The sequence below is a fragment of the Burkholderia sp. WP42 genome (genome assembly GCF_000745665.1).
GTDB lineage: Bacteria > Pseudomonadota > Gammaproteobacteria > Burkholderiales > Burkholderiaceae > Burkholderia > Burkholderia vietnamiensis.
Map to the genome: position 1 here is coordinate 105,017 of NZ_JQJT01000019.1, position 25,308 is coordinate 130,324.

Annotated in this window: 19 protein-coding genes and 1 pseudogene; 4 read left to right on the plus strand and 16 right to left on the minus strand. The window is 69.5% G+C overall.

Going from position 1 to position 25,308, the window contains the following annotated elements:
• Window positions 1-526: 526 nt before the first annotated feature.
• Both EX20_RS12485 and EX20_RS12490 read left to right on the plus strand, forming a co-directional pair.
• Window positions 527-1,885, plus strand: coding sequence for an aspartate aminotransferase family protein (locus EX20_RS12485; protein ID WP_034193735.1), 1,359 nt, complete (start codon window positions 527-529; stop codon window positions 1,883-1,885).
• A gap of 445 nt (window positions 1,886-2,330) precedes the next feature.
• On the plus strand, window positions 2,331-3,536 hold the full coding sequence (locus EX20_RS12490) for an IS110-like element ISBma3 family transposase (RefSeq protein ID WP_034193736.1): 1,206 nt from the start codon (window positions 2,331-2,333) through the stop codon (window positions 3,534-3,536).
• 34 nt (window positions 3,537-3,570) lie between these two features.
• Here EX20_RS12490 and EX20_RS12495 read toward each other — a convergent pair whose 3' ends face one another.
• The 5 genes from EX20_RS12495 to EX20_RS12515 form a co-directional block, all read right to left on the minus strand.
• Window positions 3,571-4,188, minus strand: a complete 618-nt coding sequence (locus tag EX20_RS12495; RefSeq protein ID WP_034193737.1) for a 3'-5' exonuclease — start codon at window positions 4,186-4,188, stop codon at window positions 3,571-3,573.
• A gap of 213 nt (window positions 4,189-4,401) precedes the next feature.
• Window positions 4,402-6,126, minus strand: a complete 1,725-nt coding sequence (locus tag EX20_RS12500; protein WP_131929030.1) for a tannase/feruloyl esterase family alpha/beta hydrolase — start codon at window positions 6,124-6,126, stop codon at window positions 4,402-4,404.
• A 28-nt stretch (window positions 6,127-6,154) separates the two neighbouring features.
• Window positions 6,155-7,294 carry a porin gene (locus EX20_RS12505; RefSeq protein WP_011881189.1) on the minus strand — a complete coding sequence of 380 codons (1,140 nt, stop codon included), beginning with the start codon at window positions 7,292-7,294 and terminating at the stop codon, window positions 6,155-6,157.
• 67 nt (window positions 7,295-7,361) lie between these two features.
• Complete coding sequence (mhpT, locus tag EX20_RS12510; protein WP_011881188.1) at window positions 7,362-8,567, minus strand: 3-(3-hydroxy-phenyl)propionate transporter MhpT; 1,206 nt, start codon at window positions 8,565-8,567, stop codon at window positions 7,362-7,364.
• 403 nt (window positions 8,568-8,970) lie between these two features.
• On the minus strand, window positions 8,971-9,465 hold the full coding sequence (locus tag EX20_RS12515) for a MarR family winged helix-turn-helix transcriptional regulator (protein ID WP_011881187.1): 495 nt from the start codon (window positions 9,463-9,465) through the stop codon (window positions 8,971-8,973).
• 71 nt (window positions 9,466-9,536) lie between these two features.
• On the opposite strand from EX20_RS12515, the pseudogene EX20_RS32850 reads away from it, so the two are divergent.
• A pseudogene (locus EX20_RS32850) lies at window positions 9,537-9,692 on the plus strand (RNA polymerase subunit sigma-24); the annotation flags it as partial.
• 283 nt (window positions 9,693-9,975) lie between these two features.
• Here EX20_RS32850 and EX20_RS12520 read toward each other — a convergent pair.
• From EX20_RS12520 to EX20_RS12535, 4 genes are all read right to left on the minus strand, one after another.
• On the minus strand, window positions 9,976-11,736 hold the full coding sequence (locus tag EX20_RS12520) for an acyl-CoA dehydrogenase family protein (RefSeq protein WP_034193739.1): 1,761 nt from the start codon (window positions 11,734-11,736) through the stop codon (window positions 9,976-9,978).
• Window positions 11,737-11,746: 10 nt separating this feature from the next.
• Window positions 11,747-13,651, minus strand: coding sequence for a feruloyl-CoA synthase (locus EX20_RS12525; protein WP_034193740.1), 1,905 nt, complete (start codon window positions 13,649-13,651; stop codon window positions 11,747-11,749).
• Between the two features lie 99 nt (window positions 13,652-13,750).
• A complete protein-coding gene (locus EX20_RS12530; protein WP_034193741.1) occupies window positions 13,751-15,202 on the minus strand; it encodes an aldehyde dehydrogenase in 1,452 nt (483 codons plus the stop codon).
• Window positions 15,203-15,235: 33 nt separating this feature from the next.
• Window positions 15,236-16,063 (minus strand): p-hydroxycinnamoyl CoA hydratase/lyase, encoded by an 828-nt coding sequence (locus EX20_RS12535; protein ID WP_014724288.1) that lies wholly within the window; start codon window positions 16,061-16,063, stop codon window positions 15,236-15,238.
• Between the two features lie 169 nt (window positions 16,064-16,232).
• Here EX20_RS12535 and EX20_RS12540 point away from each other — a divergent pair, with 169 nt between their 5' ends.
• Window positions 16,233-17,126, plus strand: coding sequence for a 4-hydroxyphenyl-beta-ketoacyl-CoA hydrolase (locus tag EX20_RS12540; protein ID WP_011881182.1), 894 nt, complete (start codon window positions 16,233-16,235; stop codon window positions 17,124-17,126).
• Between the two features lie 25 nt (window positions 17,127-17,151).
• Here the strand turns inward: EX20_RS12540 and EX20_RS12545 are convergent, their stop codons facing one another.
• The 7 genes from EX20_RS12545 to EX20_RS12575 form a co-directional block, all read right to left on the minus strand.
• Window positions 17,152-18,054 carry an SMP-30/gluconolactonase/LRE family protein gene (locus tag EX20_RS12545; RefSeq protein WP_034193742.1) on the minus strand — a complete coding sequence of 301 codons (903 nt, stop codon included), beginning with the start codon at window positions 18,052-18,054 and terminating at the stop codon, window positions 17,152-17,154.
• A 51-nt stretch (window positions 18,055-18,105) separates the two neighbouring features.
• Entirely contained in the window at window positions 18,106-19,131 is a 1,026-nt protein-coding gene (gene araH, locus EX20_RS12550) for an L-arabinose ABC transporter permease AraH (protein ID WP_034193743.1), read from the minus strand.
• A 93-nt stretch (window positions 19,132-19,224) separates the two neighbouring features.
• Window positions 19,225-20,787, minus strand: a complete 1,563-nt coding sequence (araG, locus tag EX20_RS12555; RefSeq protein ID WP_034193785.1) for an L-arabinose ABC transporter ATP-binding protein AraG — start codon at window positions 20,785-20,787, stop codon at window positions 19,225-19,227.
• Window positions 20,788-20,807: 20 nt separating this feature from the next.
• Complete coding sequence (locus tag EX20_RS12560) at window positions 20,808-21,812, minus strand: arabinose ABC transporter substrate-binding protein (RefSeq protein ID WP_014724284.1); 1,005 nt, start codon at window positions 21,810-21,812, stop codon at window positions 20,808-20,810.
• An 80-nt stretch (window positions 21,813-21,892) separates the two neighbouring features.
• On the minus strand, window positions 21,893-22,822 hold the full coding sequence (locus tag EX20_RS12565) for a Gfo/Idh/MocA family protein (RefSeq protein ID WP_011881177.1): 930 nt from the start codon (window positions 22,820-22,822) through the stop codon (window positions 21,893-21,895).
• A gap of 24 nt (window positions 22,823-22,846) precedes the next feature.
• Window positions 22,847-23,776 (minus strand): dihydrodipicolinate synthase family protein, encoded by a 930-nt coding sequence (locus EX20_RS12570; RefSeq protein WP_014724283.1) that lies wholly within the window; start codon window positions 23,774-23,776, stop codon window positions 22,847-22,849.
• A 50-nt stretch (window positions 23,777-23,826) separates the two neighbouring features.
• Window positions 23,827-25,185, minus strand: a complete 1,359-nt coding sequence (locus EX20_RS12575; protein WP_034193744.1) for an MFS transporter — start codon at window positions 25,183-25,185, stop codon at window positions 23,827-23,829.
• Window positions 25,186-25,308 lie beyond the last annotated feature (123 nt).

A 25,308-nucleotide genomic window follows, 5' to 3' on the forward strand; every position in this document is an offset into this window, starting at 1 on the left:
TGTATTTGTCGTTTACCCTCGATTCTCGCTGCACAAATTCGGATGTGTGCGCGCACTCACGTGAGATCCGTGAGCGTCTGTGAGATATGTCGTCGTATGTTTATGCGCACAAATTGCTGCCTGCGCCCCCATCGCGTTCGATGAATCGGGACGGTTCTCGGGCACCTTCCTCATGCGAGCCGGCTTGTGAAAGACTCGAGCGCCACGTATGAACACCTTCACCGCGCCAACGGCTTCGCGTACGTCCGAGATCTGGCGGTGTCGCGGTGTCGCGGTGTCGCGGTGTCGCGGTGTCGCGGTGTCGCCGTGTCGCCGTGTCGCCGTGTCGCCGTGTCGCCGTGTCGCCGTGTCGCCGTGTCGCCGTGTCGCCGTGTCGCCGTGTCGCCGTGTCGCCAATCGGCCATAACTCTGCAACACCTACGCGCAGCGCCGTCCGAATCGCCTACCTGCCTCCGTGATTCCGCCTCTGTTCAACGCCCCGCCCGTCGCGCTATCGTTGCTCCACCTTCACCACCAGGAGCTGCCTTTGCCTTCCCGCCACGGAGTCGACCTGACCCGCGCCCGCGCACTGTTCGATCGCGAGCGCCATGCATTCACCGAAGCCATGCCGGTTTCCCGCGCGCTGTCCGCGGAAGCGTCCGAGCATCTGCTGTTCGGCGTGCCGTTGCACTGGATGCAGGACTGGTCGACACCGTTCTCGCTGGTCGTGAAGGAAGCGCGCGGCGCGACCTTCACCGACATCGACGGGCATCGCTACGCAGACTTTTGCCTCGGCGACACCGGCGCGATGTTCGGCCATGCGCCCGAACCCGTCGCGCGGGCGATCGCCGAACAGGCGACGCGCGGCTACACGACGATGCTGCCGAGCGAAGACGCCGCGTGGGTGTCGGGCGAACTCGCGAGCCGCTTCCGGCTGCCGGTCTGGCAGTTCGCGCTGAGCGCGAGCGACGCGAACCGCTTCGTGCTGCGCTGGGCGCGCGCCGCCACCGGCCGCAACACGATCGTCGTGTTCAACGGCTGCTATCACGGCACGGTCGACGACGTGTTCGTCGACCTCGTCGACGGGCGCCCGGTGCAGCGCGACAGCCTGCTCGGGCAGTCCTACGACCTGCTCGCGAACACGCGCGTGGTCGAGTTCAACGATCTGCACGCGCTCGAAGCCGCGCTGAAGGACGGCGACGTCGCCTGCGTGCTCGCCGAACCGGCGATGACGAACATCGGGATGGTGTTGCCGGAACCGGGCTTCTGGGACGCCGCGCGCGCCCTGACGCGCCGTTACGGCACGCTGCTCGTGATCGACGAGACGCACACGATCAGCAGCGGGCCGGGCGGCTACGCGGCCGCGCACGGGCTCGAACCCGACGCGCTGGTGGTCGGCAAGCCGATCGCCGGCGGCGTGCCGTGCGCGGTGTACGGCTTCAGCGCCGAATTCGCCGAGCGCGCGAAGCAGGCGAAGCTGAACGCGCCGCCCGGCCATTCGGGGATCGGCACGACGCTCACCGCCAACATGCTCGCGATGCACGCGATGCGCGCGACGCTCGCGGAGGTCGCGACCGAAGCCGCGTACGCGCACATGTTCGAACTGGCCGCGCGGCTCGAAACCGGGCTCGAGCAGACCATCGCGAAGCACGGGCTGCCGTGGTGCGTGACGCGCATCGGCGCGCGCACCGAATTCCAGTTCACGCCGGTGCCGCCGCGCAACGGCACGCTGGCGGGCGAACAGCTCGACAGCGAACTCGAGCACATCGTCCATCTGTACCTGCTGAACCGCGGCGTGCTGATCACGCCGTTCCACAACATGATGCTGGTGTGCCCGCAGACGACTGCCGACGACGTCGACAAGCTGGTCGCGCAGTTCGACGCGTGCCTGGGCGAACTCGTGTGATGCGGTGACGCGCGCTCGACGTCGCGGGAAGGTGCCGGCCGCGCCGAAGCGGCCGCACGTCGCGAAACGCGCGTGCGACGTGCGGTGAGATCGACGAAGTCATGCGCTCAGTAGCGCGATGGACGTGACGCACGAGAATGCGCGCGAGAATGCGCATGAACGTTCGGCTGGCGGCGCTGGCGAGCCAACGTAAGCGAAGCCAATCCACCGCGCTCCCCGTTACTATCTTCACGCCCCGATAATCGGGGTTTTGGCCAGCCAGGCCCGGCATGATTCCCGCCCCCAGTCGCAGTCATGATCCGGTGGGTGTTGTCACCGGGCCTGGTGGGTGGCTGGTGATCGCTGATAGGGGTTTGGCCGGGATATCCCGACGCCGTCCGTAACGTGGATGCCGAGACCTGCCACCGTTGTTGCAGGCCAATCCGTTCACTCTGCAGAAACTTCGATGCAAGACACTCAACAACGTGACGCCGTCGATGTCTTTGTCGGCGTCGATGTCGGTAAGGGCCACCATCACGCCGTGGCACTCGATCGGAACGGTAAGCGCCTGTACAACAAGGCACTGCCCAACGATGAGGCCAAGCTGCGCGCCCTCATCGCCGAACTCAAGACTCACGGTCGACTGCTGTTCGTCGTCGATCAGCCTTCCACCATCGGTGCGCTTCCTGTAGCCGTCGCCCGCGCCGAAGGCGTACTCGTCGCCTATCTGCCCGGACTGGCCATGCGCCGCATCGCTGATTTGCACGCCGGCGAAGCCAAGACCGATGCCCGCGACGCCGCGATCATCGCCGCAGCCGCTCGCTCGATGCCGCATACGCTGCGCTCGCTTCGACTGGCCGACGAGCAACTCGCCGAACTCACCATGCTCTGCGGCTTCGATGACGACCTCGCCGCTCAGGTCACGCAAACCAGCAACCGCATTCGCGGGCTGCTTACCCAGATCCATCCGGCGCTCGAGCGTGTTCTCGGACCGCGCCTTGACCATCCAGCGGTACTCGATCTGCTTGAGCGCTATCCGTCGCCCGCCGCGCTTGCCGGCACCAGCGAGAAGACGCTCGCCAATCGCCTGACCAAGCTCGCTCCGCGCATGGGCAAAGGCTTAGCGGCCGAAATCGTTCAGGCACTGAGCGAACAAGCCGTGACCGTGCCCGGCACGCAAGCCGCCACCATCGTCATGCCCCGTTTAGCCCAGCAGCTTGCGGCATTGCGTAAGCAACGCGACGAGATCGCTGCCGAAGTGGAGCGATTGGTGCTTGCTCACCCTCTTTGGCCGGTCCTGACCAGCATGCCGGGAGTCGGCGTCAGGACCGCCGCCAGACTCCTGACCGAGGTCGCTCATAAGGCGTTCGCTTCGGCGGCGCATCTGGCGGCCTACGCCGGCCTCGCGCCGGTTACCCGACGCTCAGGTTCATCGATACGCGGTGAACATCCATCCAGACGCGGCAACAAGGTGCTCAAGCGCGCCTTATTCCTATCCGCCTTCGCGGCCTTGCGGGACCCAGTCTCACGGGCCTATTACTCGCGCAAGATCCAGCAAGGCAAGCGTCATAACCAAGCGCTCATCGCGCTCGCGCGGCGACGCTGCGACGTTCTGTTCGCCATGCTGCGCGACGGCACCATTTACCAACCCAAGTCAGCCCCTAACGCTTGACGAAACACATAGGGGCACCCACCCGCAAGCAGAATCACCGCCCCGCCGCCGACAACGAACCGAAGAACGTCGCGACCTTCGCCTTGCTCGTCGTCTGCAGCCGCGACATGAGCCCGTGATCGACGTGTCGCAGCCCGTAAGTTTCGCCGATGTCGCGCTGCATCCGGCACCACAGATGGCTCGCGATCTCCGCGTCGACCATCGCGCGGTGCGCGCGGCCGGCCTGCGGCAAGCGCAGCAGGTCGGCGAGGCTCGACAGCCGGTGGCTGCGCGCATGCGGGTAGAGGCGCCGCGCCACCAGCATCGTGCACGCGAACGGATGGTCGGCCGCGACGCCGAGCGAGCCGAGTTCGGCCTGCCAGAATCGCTTGTCGAACCCCGCGTTGTGCGCGACGACCGGATGGCTGCCGACGAACGCGGCGGCGTCCTTCATCACCTTCGACACCGGCGGCGCCGTGGCGATCATCTCGTTGGTGATCCCGGTGAGCGCGACGACGTCGGACGGAATGCGGCGTCCCGCGTTCATCAGGCTCTGATAGCGGTCGACGATCTCGCCGTCGCGCAGCAGGATCACGGCGATCTCGGTCGCCCTGTCGCCCAGGTTCGGGGAAAGCCCGGTTGTTTCGAAGTCGAGTACCGCTACGGTTTGCATGCGCGAATCAACGGAAAGATACGTGGCGTGTCGGTCGCGACGCGTCGCGCCGACGGAAAGGCGCCATAGTATCCCGGGACACGGCCACCGGCCGCAACTGCCGCGCGCATACGCAGGCGCGGAGCCGCCGCCGTCGCCAGCGCGCACCCACAAGCAACCGCGGCGATGCGCACGCCCATCGACCCGAGCACCGCATCGCCGCTCGCCGCTGCGTCAACGACAACTGAAGCTCGCCGCCGAATTCACGTCGCCCGAGCCGTTGTAGCGCGCGACCTGCGGATACGGACACAACGGACGCGTGCGGCCCGCGCCCCACGACGTCGGCACCTCCGCATTCGGCAGCACGTTGCTCGCGTCGCGCGCAGTCGCGACGATCGCGGCCGGCGCCTGTCCCTGCTCGACCCACGCGACGAGCGGCGTCAGCATGTCGAACTGGTCGGCGGCCGGCCCGCCCGAGCAGTGATTCATCCCCGGCACCGGATAGAAGCGCGCGAAGCCCGACGCGTCGCCGCCGTTCGCCTGCGCGAGCCGCGCGTACCAGTCGCTCGTGTCGTTGAACGAGAACACCGGGTCGCCCGTGCCGTGATAGACGAGCAGCTTCGCGCCGCGCGACTTCAGCGCCGCCAGGTTCGTCTCGTCGGGCGGCGTCATGAACGCCCACGACGACTGCGTGTACACGCCGTTCGACGCGAAAATCGCCGGCGCGTCGCGGTCCATGTCGAAGCCGAGCGCGAAGCCGGCGAGATTCGCGAGCGTCGCGGCGGTCTGCGGCGGCGTCATGAACGTGAACGCCATCGCGGCCGGGTCGAGCACCACCGAATTCGACTGCTTCCACGCGGCCCATCCGCCGCCAGCGATGCCCGGATCGTACGGGAAGCTCGCGTAGAGCGCCGCGCCCGCGCTGTTTCGCGCGCCCGCGAACACGTTCCCGATCGCGCGCTTCTGCGCGCTCGTCAGGCACGCGCCGGTGCGCGTGTCGTTCGCGCAGGTCGGGACGTCCGTGTCGATGCTGAAATGCGCCTGGCACGCGGCGACGTCCTGCACCATCCCGTCGGCCGCGCCATCGAGCGCGTCGCACTTGTCGAGAATCTTCTGGCCGACGAGCCGGCGCTCCGCGTCGGTGAAGCCGCTGCGGATATCGGGCAAGCCATTCGTGCCGGTCGCCGACGCGATCTGCGCGAACTGCTGCGCGCCGTACATCTCGCCGATCGCCGCCTTCGGCAGATGAAAGCCCGGATCGCCGGCGATGATCCCGTCGTAGTCGCCTGCGTTGCGCACGGCGGTGACCATCGCGTGCCGCCCGCCGTTCGAGCAGCCGCCGAAATAGCTGCGATCGGGCGTCTTGCCGTACGCGAGCCGGATCACCTGCTTGGCCATCGGCGTGAGCGCGTCGACCGCGCCGTAGCCGTAGTCGAGCCGCGCCTGCGGATCGAGCCCGAACAGCGGGTTCTGCGCGGCGCTGTGCCCCGAATCGGAGCTGATCACCGCGAAGCCCTGGTTCAGCGCATTGGTCAGCGGCCCGCCGCCGCCCACCTCGCCCGTCGCGGTCACGACGTTGCCGTCGAGCCCGCCGTTCGCCTGGTAGAAGAAGCGACCGTTCCACGCCTTCGGCAAGCGCATCTCGAAGCCGATCGCATAGGTTTTGCCATCCACCGCGCTCGCGCGCTCGTTCATCTTCCCTTCGATCACGCAATGCTCGGCGATCGGCTTGCCCGCCACGGCGAGCGCGCCGGCGGCCGCGGTCGTCACCGACGTGAACGACGTGTTCGCATACGACAGCTTCGCGGCCAGCGCGTCGCAGGTCTGCGTCATCGCGGCCGGCGTCGCGGCGCTCAGGTGCGCCGGCGCGGCGTTGACGGAATCGTCGCCGCCGCAGCCGGCGAGCAGGGCCGCTGCGGACAGCGGCGCAATGCACAACAGTGCAGATTTGCTGTTCAAGATGGCTCCCATTCGTCAGGATCGCTGATCAGAACATGTGGCGCACGCCGACCATCGCGCCGAGCTGCCCCATCCCCGCGCCGGGCGTCGTGCCGGCGCCGCCGCCGCTGACCGCGTAGCGCGCATGCGCGCTGTTCCACAGATACGACGATTGCGCATAGACGGCCGTGCGCTTGCTCAGCAGATAGGTCGCGCGCAGCGTGGCCATCGTCGCGCGCGTGTCGTGCGCGCTGTTGACGATCCGGTAGCCCTCGCCGTCGACGATGAACGCCGGCTTCACCGCATACGACGCGCCGACGAAGAACAGGTCCGAATGCGCACCCGGCGCCGCCGGCGAACCGGTCGACACGCGCCGCCCGATCCAGCCCGCGCCGAGCCGCGCGCCGGCCGCCTGCGCATAGGCGCTCACGTGCGTGCGCGCATCCTTGCCGCCGCTGCTCGTGAACGGCACCGGCGCGACGCCGTCGAAGAAGTTCGCGGCCGCGCCCGTGCCGCCGCGCTGCTCCTCGTACGACGCCGCCGCGCCGAAATACGCGCTGTCGTACTTGAGCATCACCGACCAGTTGCGGCACTGGACGGCGTCGCCCGGCACCTGTCCCGCGCACGTGCCCTGCCCCGGCGAGTTGCCGGTGCCGGCGCCGTCGCGCCCGAACGAGTACGCGGCGCCGAGCGTCACGCCGCGATACGTGCCGACGTAGGTCACGGCGTTGTCCGCGCGGCCGTTCGGCACGTAGGCGTCGAACGAGCCGAGCCCGTAGATGTCGGGGCCGATGATGTCGGCGCCCTGCAGCGCGAGATAGGTCATCGTGTACTGGCGGCCGAAGGCCAGCGTGCCGAAGCCGCTCTTCAGCCCGACGAACGCCTGGCGCCCGAACAGCCGGCCGCCCTGGCCGAGATCGCCGCCGCGCACGTTGAAGCCGCTTTCCAGCGTGAACACCGCCTGATAGCCGCCGCCGAGATCCTCCGTGCCGCGCAGCCCCCAGCGCGACGGCAGTTCGCCGGTCACGCCGGGCATGCGCACGACGTGATCGCCGGCCGCGTTCGCGTGCGACACGAACTCGACGCCCGTATCGATGATTCCGTACAGCGTCACGCTCGACTGCGCGTGGGCGCCGGACGCGGCGAGCGCGCATGCGCCGGCCGCCAGCAAGGCTTTGGTGTGCTTCATGTCGATTGTCTCCATACCTGCGTCGAATTCGCGCTCTGACGGCGCTCGTGGTTGAAAGTGGAAAGCCTCAGTCCTGCGCGGCCGGGCGCCGGATCAGCACCAGCGCGGCGATGGCGGCCACCAGCGTGACCGGGATGCTCGCGCCGATCACGACCGACGCGCTGCGGCCCATCGCGAGCAGCTGGGCGGCGGCGAGCGGCCCGACGACCGAACCGAGCCGGCCGACGGCCACCGCGGAACCGACGCCGGTGCCGCGCATCGCGGTCGGGTAGTAGATCGCGGCGAGCGCATAGAGCACCGACTGGCCGCCGACGACGAACATCCCGGCCGCGAACGCGGCCACGGACAGCCACAGCAGCCCCGGCGCGATCGCCAGCGCCGCGAGCGACAGCACGATTCCCGCATACATGCCGCCGACCACGCGCGACGGGCGCAGCCGATCCATCGACATGCCGATGCCGAGCACGCCGAGGCCGCTGCCGATGTTGAAGAAGATCTGCACGATGCCGGCCTGACTGCGCGCGAGGCCCTTCGCGGCCATCAGCGACGGCAGCCAGTTCAGCAGGAAATACAGCACGATCAGCGTGCAGAAGTAGCTGAGCCACAGCGCGAGCGTCGTGCCGGTGCGCGCGCCGCCGAACAGCGTGTGCCCGACCGTCGGACGCGCGGCGCCCGAGGCGCTGACGTCGAGGAACGCGCGCGATTCCGGCAGCAGCGCGATCAGCACCGGCGCGAGCAGCAGCGGCCCGACGCCGCCGACGTAGAAGATGTGCCGCCATTCGGCGTCGCCGGCGAGCAGCACGCCGATCAGCGACGCGATCACGCCGCCGAACGGAATCCCGCAGTACATCACGGCGACCGCGCTGCTGCGCGAGCGCGGCTCGACCGATTCGGACGACAAAGCGATCAGGTTCGGCATCGCGCCGCCGAGGCCGAGGCCCGTGAGCGCGCGCACCGCGACCAGCATCGCGAAGCCCGACACCTGCGCGGTCGCGATCGACAGCAGCCCGAACAGGCACACGGACGCGATCAGCACCTGCTTGCGGCCGATGCGGTCGGCGAGCCAGCCGCCGAGCATCGCGCCCGGCAGCAGGCCGAACGTGCCCGCGCTGAACGCGAGCCCCATCTGCGAAACCGACAACCCGAATTCGTGGGCCATGCGCGGCGCGGCGACGCCGACCGACTGCAGGTCGAGCCCTTCGAGCAACGCGATCGCGAAACACAGGCCGAGCGTCGTCGCGACGGCCGGCCTTGCGGCAACGGAAGTGTCCATGTCGTCTCCAAACCGCGCGGCATGCCGGAAGGCAGCCGCGGCGTCCTTGCTTGTTATGGTGGTCGGGCCGCGCTAATTTATCAGGTAGCCTGATTAACAGCCCGAAATAAAATCCCGTCGGGGACGCGATGATTTAATAACAGGTAACCTGATATTTCAAGTGCAGCGAGCGCGGTGTTAACCCGCAACGCAGCGGGAATCAAAGCCGCGTTGCATCGTGTTGCGGTGCGATGTGGGCAGCGGTGGGGTTGAGGGACGGGAAACTGCGAGGGGCAGGGGTAACGCGAGGGCGAGCGCGAGGGAAGCGGAGGCGATAGCGGTAGCGGTAGCGGCAGCGGTAAGAACAAGCGCCACGACGCGGCAACGGCTACGGCGGCCACGGCCGCCGTAGCCGCCGCGATACTCAGTCGCGCAAATTACGCACGAACAGTTCGAGCGTGCGCTGCACCTGCGCGACGTCGTCGCTGCTCACGTCGTCGCCGAGCATCCGGCGTTCGAGCGGCCGCAGCACCTGTTCGCATTCGCGCAGGATCGCCGAGCCGGCGTCGGTGAGGCGCAGCAGGATCACGCGACCATGGCTCGGATCGGCCTCGCGCGTCACGAAGCCGCGCGCGGCCATCGCGACCATCACCTCGTTCGCGGATTGCGGCGTGATGAACGAGCGCACCGCGAGCTGCGCATTGGACAGCGCGCCGCGCACCTCCAGCACCGACAACGCCGTGTACTGCGCGAGCGTCACGCCGAGCGGCGCGAGTGCATCGCTCATCTGGCGGCGCAGCAGCCGGTCGAGATTGCCGATCAGATAGGTGAGCCGCTGCTGCGCACGCATGCGCGGCCTGGCTTCGGTGGCGCGGGCCGTGCGCTTCGCGCCGGCCGGTTTGACGGGTGTCGAACTCATGAACGTGTCGGTAGGAGAATCGCGGGCCATCTTACCTCACCGGGGCGGCGTGACGGTCCGAGGATGCGCGGCTCGTCGATGCGCTGCGCGACGACCCGGCGCTCGCACGCTATCACTGGCTGCCGACGGTACGCGGCGACCTGCGCGCGAAGCTCGGCCGCGCCGCGGAGGCGACGCGCAACGCGCGCGAAAGGGCATTGCCGCTCGGACGCGTGGCCGATGCATGACCTGCGGTGGCGGATGCGGCACGTCGCGCGCGCGGGCCGCCTGCGCATGGCTGCGGCCAGCGGGCAACAGTCCGTGACAGGTGAAGCGGCGCGCCAGATTCAGACGCTCCACCCGGGACGTCCGAACGCGACGGCAACGACAACGGCGACTGCACCATGCCGCTGCGTGCGCCGTGCGGATGGCCCCGAAGCTCACCCACGAATCCCCCGCGCACCGACCCACAGGCACCCCGTCCCCGCCGCCGCCTCGCTCACCTTGGGCACACGGCAACGCAACGAGCCCCTACCCGGCCATAGCCGCCATACCCGGCAGCCCCGCGCGCAAGCCGGCATCGACCAACTCGAGCCGATGCGTGAATGCCGCGAGCGGATAGTCGAAGAAGTACCCACCGACCTCGCGCTTGTCCGCACGAAACGGATCGTCCGCCGCCCCCACACCGACGATGCGCAGCGTGCGCGCCCACGCGAACGCGAGCAGCAGCCAGCCGAGCAGCGCGAGATAGTCGTCCGCGACGCGGTACGGCAGCTCGGGATCGCCGTCGCTCGCGTCGAGCAGCGCCGCGCTCACGCGCTCGACCTCCGCGCACAACGCGGCCACCCGCGTGCCGGCGGCGCGCGTGAGCGGGTCCGCAGGCGCGTCGCTGCACGCGGCCGCTTCCGCGCGAATTCGCGCCAGCAACGCGCCGAGCGCGTCGCCGCGATCGCCGAGCACCTTGCGCACCAGCAGATCTATCGCCTGAATCTCGTTGGTGCCCTCATACAGCATCGACACGCGGCAATCGCGCAGCGTCTGCTCGATCCCGTATTCGTGCACGTAGCCGTAGCCGCCGAACACCTGCAGCGCATTCGACGCGGTCGCGAAGCCGTTCGCCGTGAAGAACGCCTTCGCGACCGGCGTGAGCAACGACGCGAGCTTCGTCGCCGCGTCTCGCGCCGACGCGTCCGGGTCGTGCGCGGCGACGTCGAGCCAGTGCGCGATCCAGTAGCCGATCGCACGCTCGCCTTCGACCGTCGCACGCGCATCGAGCAGGATGCGGCGGATCGCCGGGTGTTGCGCGATCGACGCCGCGCGGCCCTGCACGCGTTCGCCCGCATACGCGGACGCAGCCTGCCACGCGCTGTGCGCGTGCCCGACGCCCTGCATCGCGACCTGCAGGCGCGCCGCGTTCATCATCACGAACATCGCGGCCAGCCCGCGATGCGCGTCGCCGACGAGCCAGCCGAGCGCCGCGTCGAAGCGCATCGTGCAGGTCGGGCTCGCCTTCAGCCCCATCTTGTGCTCGATGCCGTCGCACCAGATGCCGTTGCGCACGCGCCCGCCCGCCGCGTCGAGCCACTTCGGCACGACGAACAGCGACAGCCCCTTCGTGCCGGCCGGCGCATCGGGCAGCCGCGCGAGCACCAGATGCACGATGTTCTCGGTCAGATCGTGGTCGCCGCCGGTGATGAACAGCTTGCTGCCGCTGATGCGGTAGCCGTCGCCGGTCGGGTCCGGCGCCGCGCGCGTGCGCAGCAGCCCGAGATCGCTGCCCGCCTGAGGCTCGGTGATGCACATCGTCGTCAGCCATGCGCCGCTGGCGATCTTCGGCAGGATGTCGCGCTTCACGCGCGCGCAGCCGTGCGCGCTCACGCAGGCCACCGCGCCGTGCGTGAGCCCCGGCGACATCAGCCACGCGTGGTTCGCGCCCGCGAGCATCTCCTGCACCGCGACGTCGAGCAGATGCGGCAGCCCCTGGCCGCCGCACGCCGGGTCGAGCGCGAGCGTCGGCCAGCCGGCCGCGACGTAGTCGCGATACGCGTCGCGAAAGCCGGCCGGCATCGTCACGTCGGCGCCGTCGAAACGGCAGCCTTCGACGTCGCCGCTCGCATCGAGCGGCGCGATCCGTTCGGCGACGAAGCGCGCGGCTTCGTCGAGCACCTGCTCGGCGACGCTTACGTCGAGATCGGCCCAGTCCGGCACGCGGCGCCACAGCGCCGGCGCATCGAGCCATTCGCCGATCACGAACAGCATGTCGCGCACCGGCGCGCGATAGGTGGCGCTCATCGTGCGCCCCTCATGCGCGGCGCGGCGCGCTGGCGACGATCACGCCCGCGTCGGCCGCATCCGGCCCGTACATCGCGTCGACCACCGCCGCGCGATGCGCGAGCACCGCGCGCTGGTTGATCGAACCCTTGTCGGTGATCTCGCCGAGATCGAGCGACGGCGGCGTGTCGAGCACGCACAGCCGCGTGACGAAGCTCGCGCTGCCGGTCGCATCGCGGTTCAGCCGCGCGAGCAAGTCCGCGAAGAACGCGCGCACCGCGCTCGCCTGCAGCACGGTGCGAATGTCCGCGTCCGCCGCCGCGCCGGCCAGGCGGCGACAATCGTCGATGCGCGGGAAGATCATCACGCCGACGTCGTCGCGGTTCATTCCGGTGATCACCGCGTCCTGCACGTACGGCGCGCCGTTCGACACGATGCGCGCGCGCATCGGCCCGACGCTCACGAACGTGCCCGACGACAGCTTGAAGTCCTCCGCGATGCGCCCGTCGAACATCAGGCCGATCTCCGGGCGCGCGGGATCGACGAAGCGCACCGCGTCGCCGCTGCGGTAATAGCCTTCGTCGTCGAACACTTCGCGCGCGTCGTCGCCGCTCGCGCGCCAGTAGCCGGCCATCACGTTCGGCCCGCGAAAGCGCGCTTCGAGCTTGCCGTCGACCGGCACCAGCTTCGCGTCGCAGCCGGGCGCGGGCAGGCCGATGTAGCCGGCGCCCGACATCGGCCCGGTCGTGAACATGCACGACGGTGCGGCTTCGGTCATCCCGAGGCCCGCCATGATGCGGATACGCTCGCCGCAGTGCGCGAGCGTCACGCGCTCGAGCCGGTCCCACGCCGCCTGCGACAGCCCCGCGCCCGCGAAGAAGTACATCCGGACGCGCGAGAAGAACGTGTCGCGCAGCGCGGCGTCGGTCTCGAGCGCGGCCGAGAGCTCCTCCCAGCCTTTCGGCACGTTGAAGTACACGGTCGGCGCGATCTCGCGCAGGTTGCGCAGCGTCTCGGCGAACTTGCCGGCGACCGGCTTGCCGTCGTCGATGTACAGCGTGCCGCCGTTGTACAGCGCGATGCCGACGTTGTGGCTGCCGCCGAACGTGTGATTCCACGGCAGCCAGTCGACCAGCACCGGCGGCTCCAGCCCGAATTGCGGGAAGGTTTCGAGCAGCATCTGCTGGTTGCTGCACAGCATCCGGTGCGTGGTGGGCACCGCCTTCGGCAGCCGCGTCGATCCCGACGTGAAGAGGAATTTCGCGATCGTGTCGCCGGTGACCGCGTCGTGCGCGGCATCGACGCCCGCCGGCCGCGTGTCGAGCAGCGTCGAGAACCGCGTGACGCCGTCCATCCCGTCGGGCGCGGTCACGACCACGCGCTCCACGTCGCTCGGCACCGCGGCGTCGAGCGCGGCGCGGAAGGCCGCGCCGTCCGACGCGAACACGAGCCCCGGCGTCAGCAGCGCGAGCGCATGGCGCAGCTTGCCGTAATCGCTCGACACGAGCGAATACGCGGGCGACAGCGGCGCATGCGGAATGCCGGCCCACATCGCGCCGAACGCGAGCTGCAGATGCTCGAGGTCGTTGCCGGACAGGATCGCGATCGGCCGCTCGGCCGACAGCCCGCGATCGAGCAGCGCCTGGCCGATCGCGCGGGCGCGCTCGAGCATCTGCGCATAGCTGATGCCGATCCACGCGCCGTCGGGGCCGCGCCGCGCGACCAGCCAGCGGTCCGGGTGCGCCTGCGCGCCGCTGACGAGCCGGTCGGTGAGCCGGCGCGGATACGCGCCGAGCGCGCTCGCCGCGCGCAAGGTCCAGCAGCCGTCGCGTTGCGCGATCTCCGGCGGCGCCGTGCCGATCGCCACGGGGCGATAGCCGGCGGGGACGGGCTGCACGACGGCCGCGTCGCGCAGTTGGGGTCGTTCCGCATCCACGTTCTGTCTCCGTTCGACTCCGCCCGGCGCGCTCGCGCATGCGGGCGGAGACTTCGTTGTGTCGTTATAGAGTGGCGGCGCCGCGGCGCCGGGTGCTGCTCAAATCGGGTAATGGCGCGGCGTGGTCTGGACGGTGATCCAGCGCAGGTCGGTGAACTCGGCGATCGACGCCTTGCTGCCGAACCGGCCGTAGCCGCTCGCCTTCACGCCGCCGAACGGCATCTGCGCCTCGTCGTGCACGGTCGGCCCGTTGATGTGGCAGATGCCCGATTCGATCCGCTTCGCGAGCTGCATCGCGCGCGCGATGTCGCGGCTGAACACCGCGGCCGACAAACCGTATTCGCTGTCGTTGGCGGCCGCGAGCGCCGCTTCGTCGCCGTCGACGCGCTGCACGGTCACCACCGGCCCGAACGATTCGTCGGCGTAGAGCTGCATCTCGCGCGTGACGCCGTCGACGATGGTCGGCTGCATCACCGCGCCGTCGACCTCGCAGCCGAGCGGCAGCGCGGCGCCGTGCGCGTGCGCATCGGCGACCATCGCGGCGATCCGCTGCGCGGCCGCCGCGCTTTCCAGCGTGCCGAGCACGACGCCCGGCGCGGCCGGGTTGCCGGCCTTCAGCGTGCGCGCCTTGGCGACCAGCCGTGCGACGAACGCATCGGCGACCTTGCGATCGACGATCACGCGCTCGGTCGACATGCAGATCTGCCCCTGGTTGAAGAACGCGCCGAACGCGACCGCATCGACCGCCGCGTCGAGATCGGCGTCGTCGAGCACGAGCACGGGCGCCTTGCCGCCGAGTTCGAGCAGCGCCGGCTTCAGGTGCTGCGCGGCGAGCGTCGCGACGATCCGGCCCACGCGCGTCGAGCCAGTGAAGTTCACGCGCCGCACGGCCGGGTTCGCGATCAGCCGCTCGACGATCGCCGGCGCATCCTGCGGCGCGTGCGTGATCACGTTGACGACGCCGTCGCCGAGCCCCGCGTCGTGCAGCACGCTGCCGATCAGCCGGTGCACGCCCGGACATCCTTCGGAGGCCTTCAGCACGACCGTATTGCCGCACGCGAGCGGCATCGCGAGAGCACGCGTCGCGAGGATCACCGGCGCATTCCACGGCGCGATCCCGAGCACCACGCCGCACGGCTGGCGCACGGCCATCGCGATGCTGCCCGGCACGTCGGACGGAATCACCGCGCCGTCGATCTGCGTCGTCATCGCGGCGGCCTCGCGCAGCATGTTGGCGGCGAGCATCACGTTGAAGCCGTACCAGTTCGCCATCGCGCCGGTTTCCGCGCGGCCGGTCTCGATGAATTCGCCGGCGCGCGCGTCCATCCGGTCGGCCGCTGCCAGCAGCCGGCGGCGGCGCTCGGTCGGCGCCAGCGCCGCCCACGCCGGGAACGCGCGCGCGGCGGCCGCGACGGCGGCGTCCGCATCGGCGAGCGTCGCCGCGGCCGCGCGCGACGCGACCTGCCCGGTCGCCGGATCGATGCGGTCGAACGTCCCGCCGTCCGACGCGCCGCGCGACACGCCGTCGATCAACAAACTCACTTCGTGCATTTCGGTGTCTCCTCTCAGGTCTGGCCGCGCGCGTCAGCGCTTGTACGCCTGCAGGCCCGGCTTGATGCTCTTGTCGTCGAGGAACTGCTTGAGGCCCTGCTCGCGCCCGCCTTCCGGGTCGCGATAGTTGGCCTGGTCGAGCTTCGCGTACAGGTAGTCCTCGTTCTGCTCCCAGGTCAGCTCGCGGCAGCGCTTGAAGCCGTGCTTCGCGTTGCGGATCACGACCGGATTCTTGTCGAGCAGCTTCGCCGCGAGCGCGAGCACTTCGTCACGCAGCTGCGCGCGCGGCACGCTCTTGTTGACGAGCCCCATCCGCGCGGCCTGCTGGCCGGTGAACGTATCGCCGGTCATGATGTAGTAGAGCGCCTCGCGATGCCCGACGGTGTCCGCCATCGCCTTGCTGACGAGGTTGCCCGGCGGGATGCCCCAGTTGATTTCCGACAGCCCGAACACCGCCTCGTCGGCCGCGATCGCGAGGTCGCAGGCGACCAGCGGCGAGAATCCGCCGCCGAAGCACCAGCCGTTGACCATCGCGATCGTCGGCTTCGCGTACATGCGCAGCAATTGCCACTGCCAGCGGCTCGCGTCGCGGCGAATCTTCTCCTGCAGGATTTCCGGGCCCGCGTCGATCTCGCGGAAGTACTCCTTCAGGTCCATCCCGGCCGTCCATGCATCGCCTTCGCCGGTCAGCACCAGCACCTGCGCGTCGGCGTCGAGCTCGATCGCCTCGAGCACGTCGATCATCTCCGTGTTCAGCGTCGGGCTCATCGCGTTGCGCTTTTCCGGACGGTTCAGCGTCACCCATGCGATGCCGCCCGCGACCTCGACCTTCACCGTTTTCCAGCGCCCTTCGTAACCCATCTTCGTTCTCCAATGACAGTGCCGCCCCGTGCGACTCGCAACCAATTTACTATCAGGTAACCTGATATGTAAAGTAGAATGGAAGCGGCTCGGGACAAACCCCTAAACGGGCGCGCAAGGCAGTTTTGGCGCGGCGCCGGCCGGCCGCTCACGACATGAGGAGACACGCTTGGACATCGACAACCTGATCGCCATCGACACGCACGTGCACGCCGAAGTGTCGTGCTGCCAGCCGCCGGACCTGTTCGCGAAGGCGTTCGACGACGCGGCCGACAAGTATTTCGGCACGGTGCTGAAGCAGGGCCGCCGGCCGACGATTCCGGAGACGATCGCGTATTACCGCGAGCGCCGGATCGGCTTCGTGATGTTCACCGTCGATTGCGAGAGCAACATCGGGCGGCGGCGCATTCCGAACGAGGAGATCGCGCAATTCGCGCAGGACAACGCGGACGTGATGATCGCGTTCGCGAGCATCGACCCGCACAAGGGCCGCCTCGGCGCGCGCGAGGCGCGCCGGCTGATCGAGGAACACGGCGTGCGCGGCTTCAAGTTCCATCCGACGATGCAGGGATGCTTTCCGAACGACCGGCTCGCGTATCCGGTCTACGAGGTGATCGCCGAATACGGGCTGCCGGCCGTGTTCCACAGCGGGCATTCGGGAATGGGGTCGGGGATGCGCGGCGGCGGCGGGCTGCGTCTGAAGTATTCCGAACCGATCCATCTCGACGACGTCGCCGCCGACTTCCCCGACATGAAGATCGTGATCGCGCACCCGTCGTGGCCGTGGCAGGAACAGGCGCTGTCGATCGCGCTGCACAAGCCGAACGTGTACATCGACCTGTCCGGCTGGTCGCCGAAGTATTTCTCGCCGGAACTCGTCAAATACGCGAACACGTTGCTCAGGCACAAGGTGCTGTTCGCGTCCGATTTCCCGCTGATCCGGCCGGACCGCTGGCTGGAAGACTTTCACGGCGCCGGATTCCGGCCCGACGTGCATCCGCTGATCCTGAAGGACAACGCGGTCGCGCTGCTGGCGCTGCGTCAGGAAGCGGCGCAGGCGTGACGCGGCACGCCGCGCCCGGCCGCGCTCAGCGCGCGCGCTTGCCCGCGAAGCGTGCGGTCGGCAGCCCCGCGTAGCGCGTCGCGGCGACGAACACGCCGCCGGCTGCGGCATCGTCGGCGAGCGCCGCGTCGTCGAGCCCGACGCGCGCGCTGGTCACGTACAGCCGGCCTTCGCCGTCGAGCGCCGCGCAGCTCGGCTGCGCGGTCGGCACGGCGACGCGGTCGGTCTCGACGCCGTCCGGCCCGTAGCGCACCACGCGCCTGCCGCCCCACTGCGCGTTCCACAGCCCGCCGTCGCGGTCGACCGTCGAGCCGTCAGGATCGCCGTGCGCATCGGTCAGCCGCGCGAAACCGCGCACGTTGGCCACGTCGCCGCCCGCGCGGTAATCGCAGACGAAGATCTCGCGCACCAGCGAATCGCAGAAGTACATCTTCGCGCCGTCCGGCGAGAACGCGATGCTGTTCGCGATCGCCGCGGCCGGCAACGCGAGCCGTTCGAGCGTGAGATCGGCATTGAGCCGGTAGAACCCGCCGAGCGCGCGCGGCGGCTCGCCGCCCTCGTCCTTCATGCCGAACACGAACGCACCGAAAGGATCGCAGCGGCCGTCGTTCAGCCGCGTCGGCAGATCGGGCTCGACGTCGACGATCCGCGTGAACGTGCCGCTGCGCAGATCGAAGAACGCGAGATGGGTCGCGAGCCCGACCAGCAGCACGTCGGGCTCCTGCGTGAGCGCGAAGCACGCGAGCCGTTCGGGCATCGGCCACTGCACGAGCTCGGAGCCGTCCGCGCGGCAGCGCCACAGCCGCGCGCCTTCGATGTCCGTCCAGTACAGCGCGTGCGTCGCGTCGCACCACGTCGCGCCTTCGCCGAGCGTATTGCGGCTGTCCACCAGCAGCTGGGCCGCCGCGCCCGGATGAGTCTGTTGCATGCCGTCTCCCGATATCTGTCTCGTTCGCAGGCGGCCGCGCGTTCGCGTCGGTCACATCTTCATCGCGCGCCGCTGGTTGCGACGATACTGGTCGAACAGCACCGCGAGCAACAGAATTCCGCCGCGTATCAGATATTGGTAAAAGGTCGGCACGTTCAGCAGGCTCATCGCGTCCTGCACCGAGCCCATGATCAGCACGCCGACCAGCACGCCGGAGATCGTCGCGACGCCGCCCGTCAGCGACACGCCGCCGAGCACGCACGCGGAGATCACGCCCAGTTCGAGGCCGACCGACGTTTTCGGGTCGCCGAGGCTCATCCGCGACGCGAGCATCACGCCGGCGAAGCCGGTCACGAGCCCCTGCAGCACGAACACCATGATCTTGATGCGCATCACCGGCAGCCCGGCGAGCAGCGCGGCCTCGCCGTTGCCGCCGACGGCCAGCACGTTCTTGCCGAACACCGTCTTGCGCAGCAGGAAGCCGAACGCGACGAAGCCGACGATGTTGCTCCAGATCGGATACGAGATGCCGAGGAACGAGCCGCCGCCGAGATCGAAGAAGCGCTCCTCGGAGATCATCACCGCATCGCCGTTCGACGTGATGAACGCGAGGCCGCGCACGACCTCCATCATCGCGAGCGTGACGATCAGCGAGTTGATGCGCCAGCGCGCGATCAGCACGCCGTTGACGAGCCCGACCGCGCCGCCCGCGAGCACGCCGGCCACGACGCCGAGCACGACGCTGTGCGTCGCGGTGATGAGCGTCGAGGCGACGACGCCCGAGAACGCGACGATCGACGCGACCGACAGGTCGACTTCGCCGAGCGCGAGCACGAACATCATCGTCACCGCGATCGAGCCGATCAGCGTGACCGACAGCAGCAGGCCCTGGATGTTGCGCGGCGTGAGGAAGTCCGGCACGGTCGCGGACAGCACCGCGAACAGCACGATGAACACCATCATGATGCCGGAGCGGTTGATCAATTGCCACGCGCCGCCGCGCGCGCGCGGCGGTACGGCCGCGGCCGCGGAATCGGGGGACGGAGAACTACGTTGGGGTTGCATTGCCTGGCTCATATCGATTGCTTCCGGTTGACTGCGGGCTAGGGCCTGTTCACGCCAATAACGGGCTTGCGCCGGCCCCACGACCGAATTTTTTCCAAACAGGCCCTAGCGCGGCAGCGCGAGCTTGATCAGCGTGTCGGGCGTGGCCTGCGCCTTCGCGACCTCGCCCGCGATGCGCCCTTCCTTCATCACGATGATGCGGTCCGCCACGCCGATCACTTCGGCGAGATCGCTCGACACGATGATCACGGTGCGGCCCGCTTCCGCGAGTTCGTAAAACAGGTTGTAGATTTCGGCGCGCGCGCCGACGTCGATGCCGCGCGTCGGCTCGTCCATCAGGAACACGTCGATGCGCTCGGCCAGCCAGCGCGCGAGCACGACCTTCTGCTGGTTGCCGCCCGACAGCGCGCCGATCGGCGTGTCGCCGTCGCGCGTCTTGATCGCGAGCCGCTCGATGTACTTCTGCGCGAGCTCACGCTCGCGCCGCCCGTCGAGCAGCATGCGCGCCGGGCTGAAGTGGCGGCGCGCGCTGATGTTCAGGTTGTCGGCCACCGACGCGATCGCGACGATGCCCTCGTGCTTGCGGTCCTCCGGGCACAGCGCGATGCCGGCGCGCACCGCGTCGCGCGGGCTCCTGAACGCGACGCGCGCGCCGCCCAGCTCGACGTGCCCGCCGGTCGGACGCACGGCGCCGTACAGCAGCTTCATCAGCTCCGAGCGGCCTGCGCCGACCAGCCCGAAGAAGCCGACGATCTCGCCGCGCCGCGCGGCGAACGACACCGGCTCGGACAGGCCGGGGCCGGTCAATGCCTTCGCCTCGATCATCACGTCGCCGGCCGCGCGCGGCCGGTAGCCGTAGACGTCCTCGATCGAGCGGCCGACCATGCAGCCGATCAGCCGGTCGCGGTCGAGATCGGCGACCGACTCGAACGTCTCGATCCGCCGGCCGTCGCGGAACACCGTCACGCGATCGCACAGCGCGTCGACCTCCTCCATCCGGTGCGTCACGTAGATGATCGCGCGGCCCTGCTCGCGCAGCGAGCGGATGATGCGGAACAGCTGCGTCGTCTCGCGCGCCGACAGCGAGCTGGTCGGTTCGTCGAATGCGATCACGCGCGCGTCGCGCATCAGCGCCTTGCCGATCTCGATCATCTGGCGCTGGCCGATCGACAGGTACTTCACCGGGATGTCGGGATCGATGTGCTCGCCGAGCCGCTCCAGCGCGTCGAGCGCGCGCACGGCGAGCGCGCGTTCGTCGACCACGCCGAGCCGGCTCGGCAGCTGGCCGAGCATCAGGTTTTCCGCGACCGTCAGCTCCGGCACCAGGTGCAGTTCCTGATAGATGATCGCGATGCCGGCCTCGAGCGCCGCGCGCGTCGACACGAAACGCTGCTCGGTGCCGTTCAGCGTCAACGTGCCGGCCTGCGGCTGGTTCACGCCGGACAGCACCTTCAGCAGCGTCGACTTGCCGGCGCCGTTCTCGCCCATCAGCCCGTGCACCTCGCCCGCGCGCACCGCCAGCGACACGCCGTCGAGCGCGCGCACGCCCGGGAACGTCACCGTGATGCCGTCGAGCGCGAGCAGCGCGCCGCCGGCAGGCGGCGTCGCGGCGCCGGGCGTGGCCGCGGCGCCGTTGCCGGGCGCGGCCGTGATCGTCTGCATCGTCATCGCGTCGTCGCCCCGCACGCTCAGATGCCCAGCTCGGCGCGCACGGCCTGCCAGTTCGCGCGCGTCATCAGCTTGCCGCTCGTCTGCGTGTCGGCCGGCGGCATCTTGCCGTTGCGGATCCAGTCGACGAGGTTCTGCGTGCTGTCCTTGCCGTGGTTCGTCGAGCTGACCGCGATCGTCCCGTAGAAGCCGGTCGGCTCCTTCTTCTGGAACTCGGCGAACGCCTCGCCCGCACCGTTGATGCCGACGCCGATCACGTCCGCGGCCGGGATGTGCAGCTGTTCGGTCGCGCGCACCGCGCCGAGCACGGTCTCCTCGTTGAGCGCATAGACGACCCATTTCTTCACGTTCGGATGGCGCGCGAGCACCGGCGCGGCCGCGCTGAAGCCGCCTTCGTCGTCGGTCGTCTTCTGCGGCGCGTCGAAGATGTTCTCCTTGCGGAAGCCGTTCGCGAGCAGCGCCTGCGTCGCGCCGTCGGTGCGTAGCTTGGCGGTCGGCAGCTCGTAGTTGGTGATGCGCAGCGCGCCGACTTCCTCGGGCTTCCAGCCGCGCCGCTTCATCTCGTCGGCGATCGCCTGGCCGACCTGGTTGCCGATCTTGGTCGCCGACATGCCGAGGTGCGGCACGTTCGGCAGCGGCTTGCCGGTCGAGTCGACGAGCTGGTCGTCGACCGTCACGAACTTCATGTTGTAGCGCTTCGCGCGCGCGGCGATCGCCGGCCCGAGGCGCACGTCCGGCGCGCAGATCACGAAGCCCTGCGCGCCCTGCGAGCCGAGGTTGTCGATCGCGGCCAGCACCTTCTCGCCGTCCGGCGTGCCGATCTTCACGACCGAGAAGTTCTCCTTCTGGCCGAGCGCGGCGGCCGCGTTCTGCTCGTTGATGAACCATGCCTGCTCGGGCATCTTCACCAGGAAGCCGATCTTCAACGGCGCGTCGGCGTGGGCGGCGCCCTGCATCCCGAGCGGCGCGATGCAAAGCGCGGCGAGCAGCGCGCGCAGGGTGTGTCGGCGAATCGTGCGGTTCATGCGTGTCTCCTTGTATTGGCTTGGGTCTTCAAGTTGCTTCGTGCGCGGCCGCGCGCAGGATGGCGCGCGCCGGCACGGGTTCAGCGGCCGAACGCGTCGGTGCCGACGCGTCGCCCGAACAGGAACGCGTCGGCGACGAGCCGCAACGGCCGCGCGTCGACGTCGCTTGCACCGCGGGCGATCAGCGCGTGGAACTGCGCATACAGCGCCGCATATTCACGCTGCGGCCCGAGTTCGACCGGCTCGCCGGCGATCGACAGTTGCGCGCCGCCGCGGCTGATCGCGAGCACGCCGTCGGACGTGTCGACCGCGATCTCCCACTGCTCGACGGGGCCGTGCCGCCAGTCGAATTCGGCGTGGACGGGCACGCCGTCCGTATCGGCGCAATCGAGCTCGGCCGCGATCGGCATCTGCGCGTCGCTCGGCACGTACAGCGTCGCCTCGCGCAGCACCAGCTCGCGCGGCAGGATCCGCGTGACGATCGACAGCGCGTTGATGCCGGGGTCGAACACGCCGAGGCCGCCCGGCTCCCAGATCCATTGCTGGCCCGGGTGCCAGCGCCGCACGTCCTCCTTCCAGCGCACCTGCACCGCGCGGATCGTGCGCGTCGCGAGCCACGCGCGCGCCGGTTCGACGGCGCTCGCGCAGCGCGAGTGCCAGGTCGCGAACAGCGTGAGGCCGCGCTCGCGCGCGAGCGCGTCGAGTGCGGCCACTTCGCCGAGCGTCGCGCCCGGCGGCTTCTCGAGCATCACGTGCTTGCCGGCTTCGAGCGCCGCGCGCGCCTGCCCGTAGCGCACCTGCGGCGGCGCGCACAGCGACACCGCGTCGAGTTCCGGCTCGGCGGCCAGCAACGCGGGCAGGTCCTGATAGTTGCGCACGCCGTTGACTTCCGCATGACGGCTCGCGCACGCGGTCAGCGCGAACCCCGGCTCGGCGGCGATCGCCGGCAGATGCTGGTCGCGTGCGATCTTGCCGATCCCGACGACGCCCAGCGAAATCACCTTGCTCATCTGCGCTTCTCCTTTGCGGTTCGGTCAGTGCGCCCAGCGCAGCACGAGCGGATCGAGCCGGCGCGCGATCGCGATCAGTTCCGCGCGGGTGTCCGGATGCAGCTCGGGCATCGGATGGCGCGGCCGCTCGCATGCGATCACGCCGCCTTCCTTCATCAGCGCCTTGGCGGTCAGGATTCCGGACTGGCGGTTCTCGTGGTTGATCAGCGGCAGCCACGTCTGGTAATGCGCGAACGCTTCGTCGTGGCGGCCGTCGCGGAACGCTTCGAGGATCGGCCGGATGCCGTCCGGAAAGCCGCCGCCGGTCATCGCGCCGGTCGCGCCCGCGTGCAGGTCGGCGAGCAGCGTGATCGCCTCCTCGCCGTCCCACGGCCCTTCGATCGCGTCGCCGCCGAGCCGGATCAGTTCGCGCAGCTTGTTCGCGGCGCCCGGCGTTTCGATCTTGAAGTACGCGACCTGCTCGATCTCGCGCGCCATCCGCGCGAGCAACGGCGCGGACAGCACGGTGCCGCTCGCGGGGGCGTCCTGGATCATGATCGGGATGTCGATCGCATCGGACACGCGCGCGTAGAAGTCGAAGATCTGCGCTTCGGGCACGCGAAACGTCGCGCCGTGATACGGCGGCATCGCCATCACCATCGCCGCGCCGAGCTGCTGCGCGCGCAGGCTGCGCGCCGCACAGACCTGCGTGCCGTAGTGCGACGTCGTGACGATCACCGGCACGCGGCCGGCCACGTGTTCGAGGATGGTGCGCGTGAGCACGTCGCGCTCGTCATCGGTGATCGCGAACTGCTCGGAGAAGTTCGCGAGGATGCAGAGCCCGTCCGAGCCGGCGTCGATCATGAAATCGACCGCGCGCTTCTGGCTCGCGAGGTCGAGTTCGCCGGTGTCGGTAAACGTCGTCGGGACGACGGGGAAAATGCCGCGATAGCGCGGCGTGCTGCTCGATGTCATGGTTCGGTCCTGCGTCGGTCGAAGCGGCGGTCAGCCGCAAAACAATCCATTCATGATTCGCGGGCGAAGGCGCGCGCGGCCGGTTCGGGCGTGCGCAGCGCCGCGCGCACGACGAACGTCATCAGCACCGCGAACAGCAGCGTCGCCGCGAGAAAGTACAGGCCGGCCGCGAGGCTGCCGGTCGCCGCCTTGATCAGGCCGATGCCGTACGGCCCCGCGTAGCCGCCGAGATTCGCGAGCGAGTTGATCGCGGCGATACCGACCGCCGCGCTGGTGCCGCTCAGGAATTCGCCGGGCAGCGCCCACACGACCGCCTGGATCGAGTAGAGCGAGAACGCGGTCAGGCAGATGAACGCCAGCTGCAGCGCGGGCTGCCGCACCCATGCGCTCGCGGCCATCGTCAGCGCGGCCGCCGCCGATACGACGACGATGTGTCCGTAGCGCTCGCGCTTGCGGTCCGAGTGGCGCGGCACGATCAGCAGGCCGAGCACCGCGAACAGGTACGGCACCGCGGACAGCAGCCCGGTGGCCGCATCGCCTGCGCCGAATGCGTGGATGATCGTCGGCAGCCACAGCGACAGCCCGTAGATGCACAGCGGAAACGGCAGGAACAGCGCGGCGAGCAGCAGCACGCGGCGATCGCGCAATGCGGCGAGCGGGTTGCGGTGCGAATCGGGGCGATACGTGTCGCGGTCGGCGGCGAGCTGGTTCGCGATCCAGCGGCGCTCGACGTCGTTCAGCCAGCGCGCGTGCGCGGGCGACTCCGGCAGCAGCCGCAGCGTCGGCCACGTGAGCAGCACGGCCGGCAGGCCGCTGACGACGAACAGCGTCTGCCAGTCGGACAGGCCGAACAGCCCGTGCGTCGACAGCAGCCAGCCGGCGAGCGGGCCGGTCACGATGCCGGCGAGCGGCTGCGCGAGGACGAGCAGGCCGATCACGCGCGCCCGGTCGCGCATCGGGAACCATTGCGTGAGGAAGTACAGGATGCCGGGATAGAGGCCGGCTTCGGCTGCGCCGAGCAGGAAGCGCAGCACGTAGAAGCTGGTGGGGCCTTGCACGAGCGCCATCGCCATCGTGATCACGCCCCACGTCGCGAGGATGCGCGCGAACCACACGCGTGCGCCGAAGCGGCCGAGTGCGAGGTTGCTCGGCACTTCGCAGAGGAAGTAGCCGATGAAGAAGAGTCCGGCGCCGAGGCCGTACGCGGCGTCGCCGATGCCGACCGCCGCGTTCATGTGCAGCTTCGCGAAGCCGACGACCGTACGATCGACGTACGCGACCACGTAGATCAGCGCGAGGAATGGCACCAGCTTGCGCGTGAGCAGGCGGGTCAGGTGCCGCTCGTCGACGGCTGCCGGCGAATCGGACTGTTCCGCCGCGGGGTGCGCGGGCGTGTACTGCGTCGTCATCTTGTCTCCTGTCGGTCCACGTTGGCGCTTTAGCGCCTACGTGGACCCCATGCTTCGCGGTCGGTCCACGTTGGCGCTTCAGCGCTTACGTGGGCCCCATGCTTCGCGGTCGGTCCACGTTGG

Excerpts from the sequence above, each read along its gene's own strand:
- EX20_RS12490 (WP_034193736.1), top strand. The coding sequence starts at position 2,331 with ATGCAAGACACTCAACAACGTGACGCCGTCGATGTCTTTGTCGGCGTC.
- EX20_RS12495 (WP_034193737.1), bottom strand. The coding sequence starts at position 4,188 with ATGCAAACCGTAGCGGTACTCGACTTCGAAACAACCGGGCTTTCCCCG.
- EX20_RS12505 (WP_011881189.1), bottom strand. The coding sequence starts at position 7,294 with ATGAAGCACACCAAAGCCTTGCTGGCGGCCGGCGCATGCGCGCTCGCC.
- mhpT (WP_011881188.1), bottom strand. The coding sequence starts at position 8,567 with ATGGACACTTCCGTTGCCGCAAGGCCGGCCGTCGCGACGACGCTCGGC.
- EX20_RS12515 (WP_011881187.1), bottom strand. The coding sequence starts at position 9,465 with ATGAGTTCGACACCCGTCAAACCGGCCGGCGCGAAGCGCACGGCCCGC.
- EX20_RS12520 (WP_034193739.1), bottom strand. The coding sequence starts at position 11,736 with ATGAGCGCCACCTATCGCGCGCCGGTGCGCGACATGCTGTTCGTGATC.
- EX20_RS12530 (WP_034193741.1), bottom strand. The coding sequence starts at position 15,202 with ATGCACGAAGTGAGTTTGTTGATCGACGGCGTGTCGCGCGGCGCGTCG.
- EX20_RS12535 (WP_014724288.1), bottom strand. The coding sequence starts at position 16,063 with ATGGGTTACGAAGGGCGCTGGAAAACGGTGAAGGTCGAGGTCGCGGGC.
- EX20_RS12545 (WP_034193742.1), bottom strand. The coding sequence starts at position 18,054 with ATGCAACAGACTCATCCGGGCGCGGCGGCCCAGCTGCTGGTGGACAGC.
- araH (WP_034193743.1), bottom strand. The coding sequence starts at position 19,131 with ATGAGCCAGGCAATGCAACCCCAACGTAGTTCTCCGTCCCCCGATTCC.
- araG (WP_034193785.1), bottom strand. The coding sequence starts at position 20,787 with ATGACGATGCAGACGATCACGGCCGCGCCCGGCAACGGCGCCGCGGCC.
- EX20_RS12560 (WP_014724284.1), bottom strand. The coding sequence starts at position 21,812 with ATGAACCGCACGATTCGCCGACACACCCTGCGCGCGCTGCTCGCCGCG.
- EX20_RS12565 (WP_011881177.1), bottom strand. The coding sequence starts at position 22,822 with ATGAGCAAGGTGATTTCGCTGGGCGTCGTCGGGATCGGCAAGATCGCA.
- EX20_RS12570 (WP_014724283.1), bottom strand. The coding sequence starts at position 23,776 with ATGACATCGAGCAGCACGCCGCGCTATCGCGGCATTTTCCCCGTCGTC.
- EX20_RS12575 (WP_034193744.1), bottom strand. The coding sequence starts at position 25,185 with ATGACGACGCAGTACACGCCCGCGCACCCCGCGGCGGAACAGTCCGAT.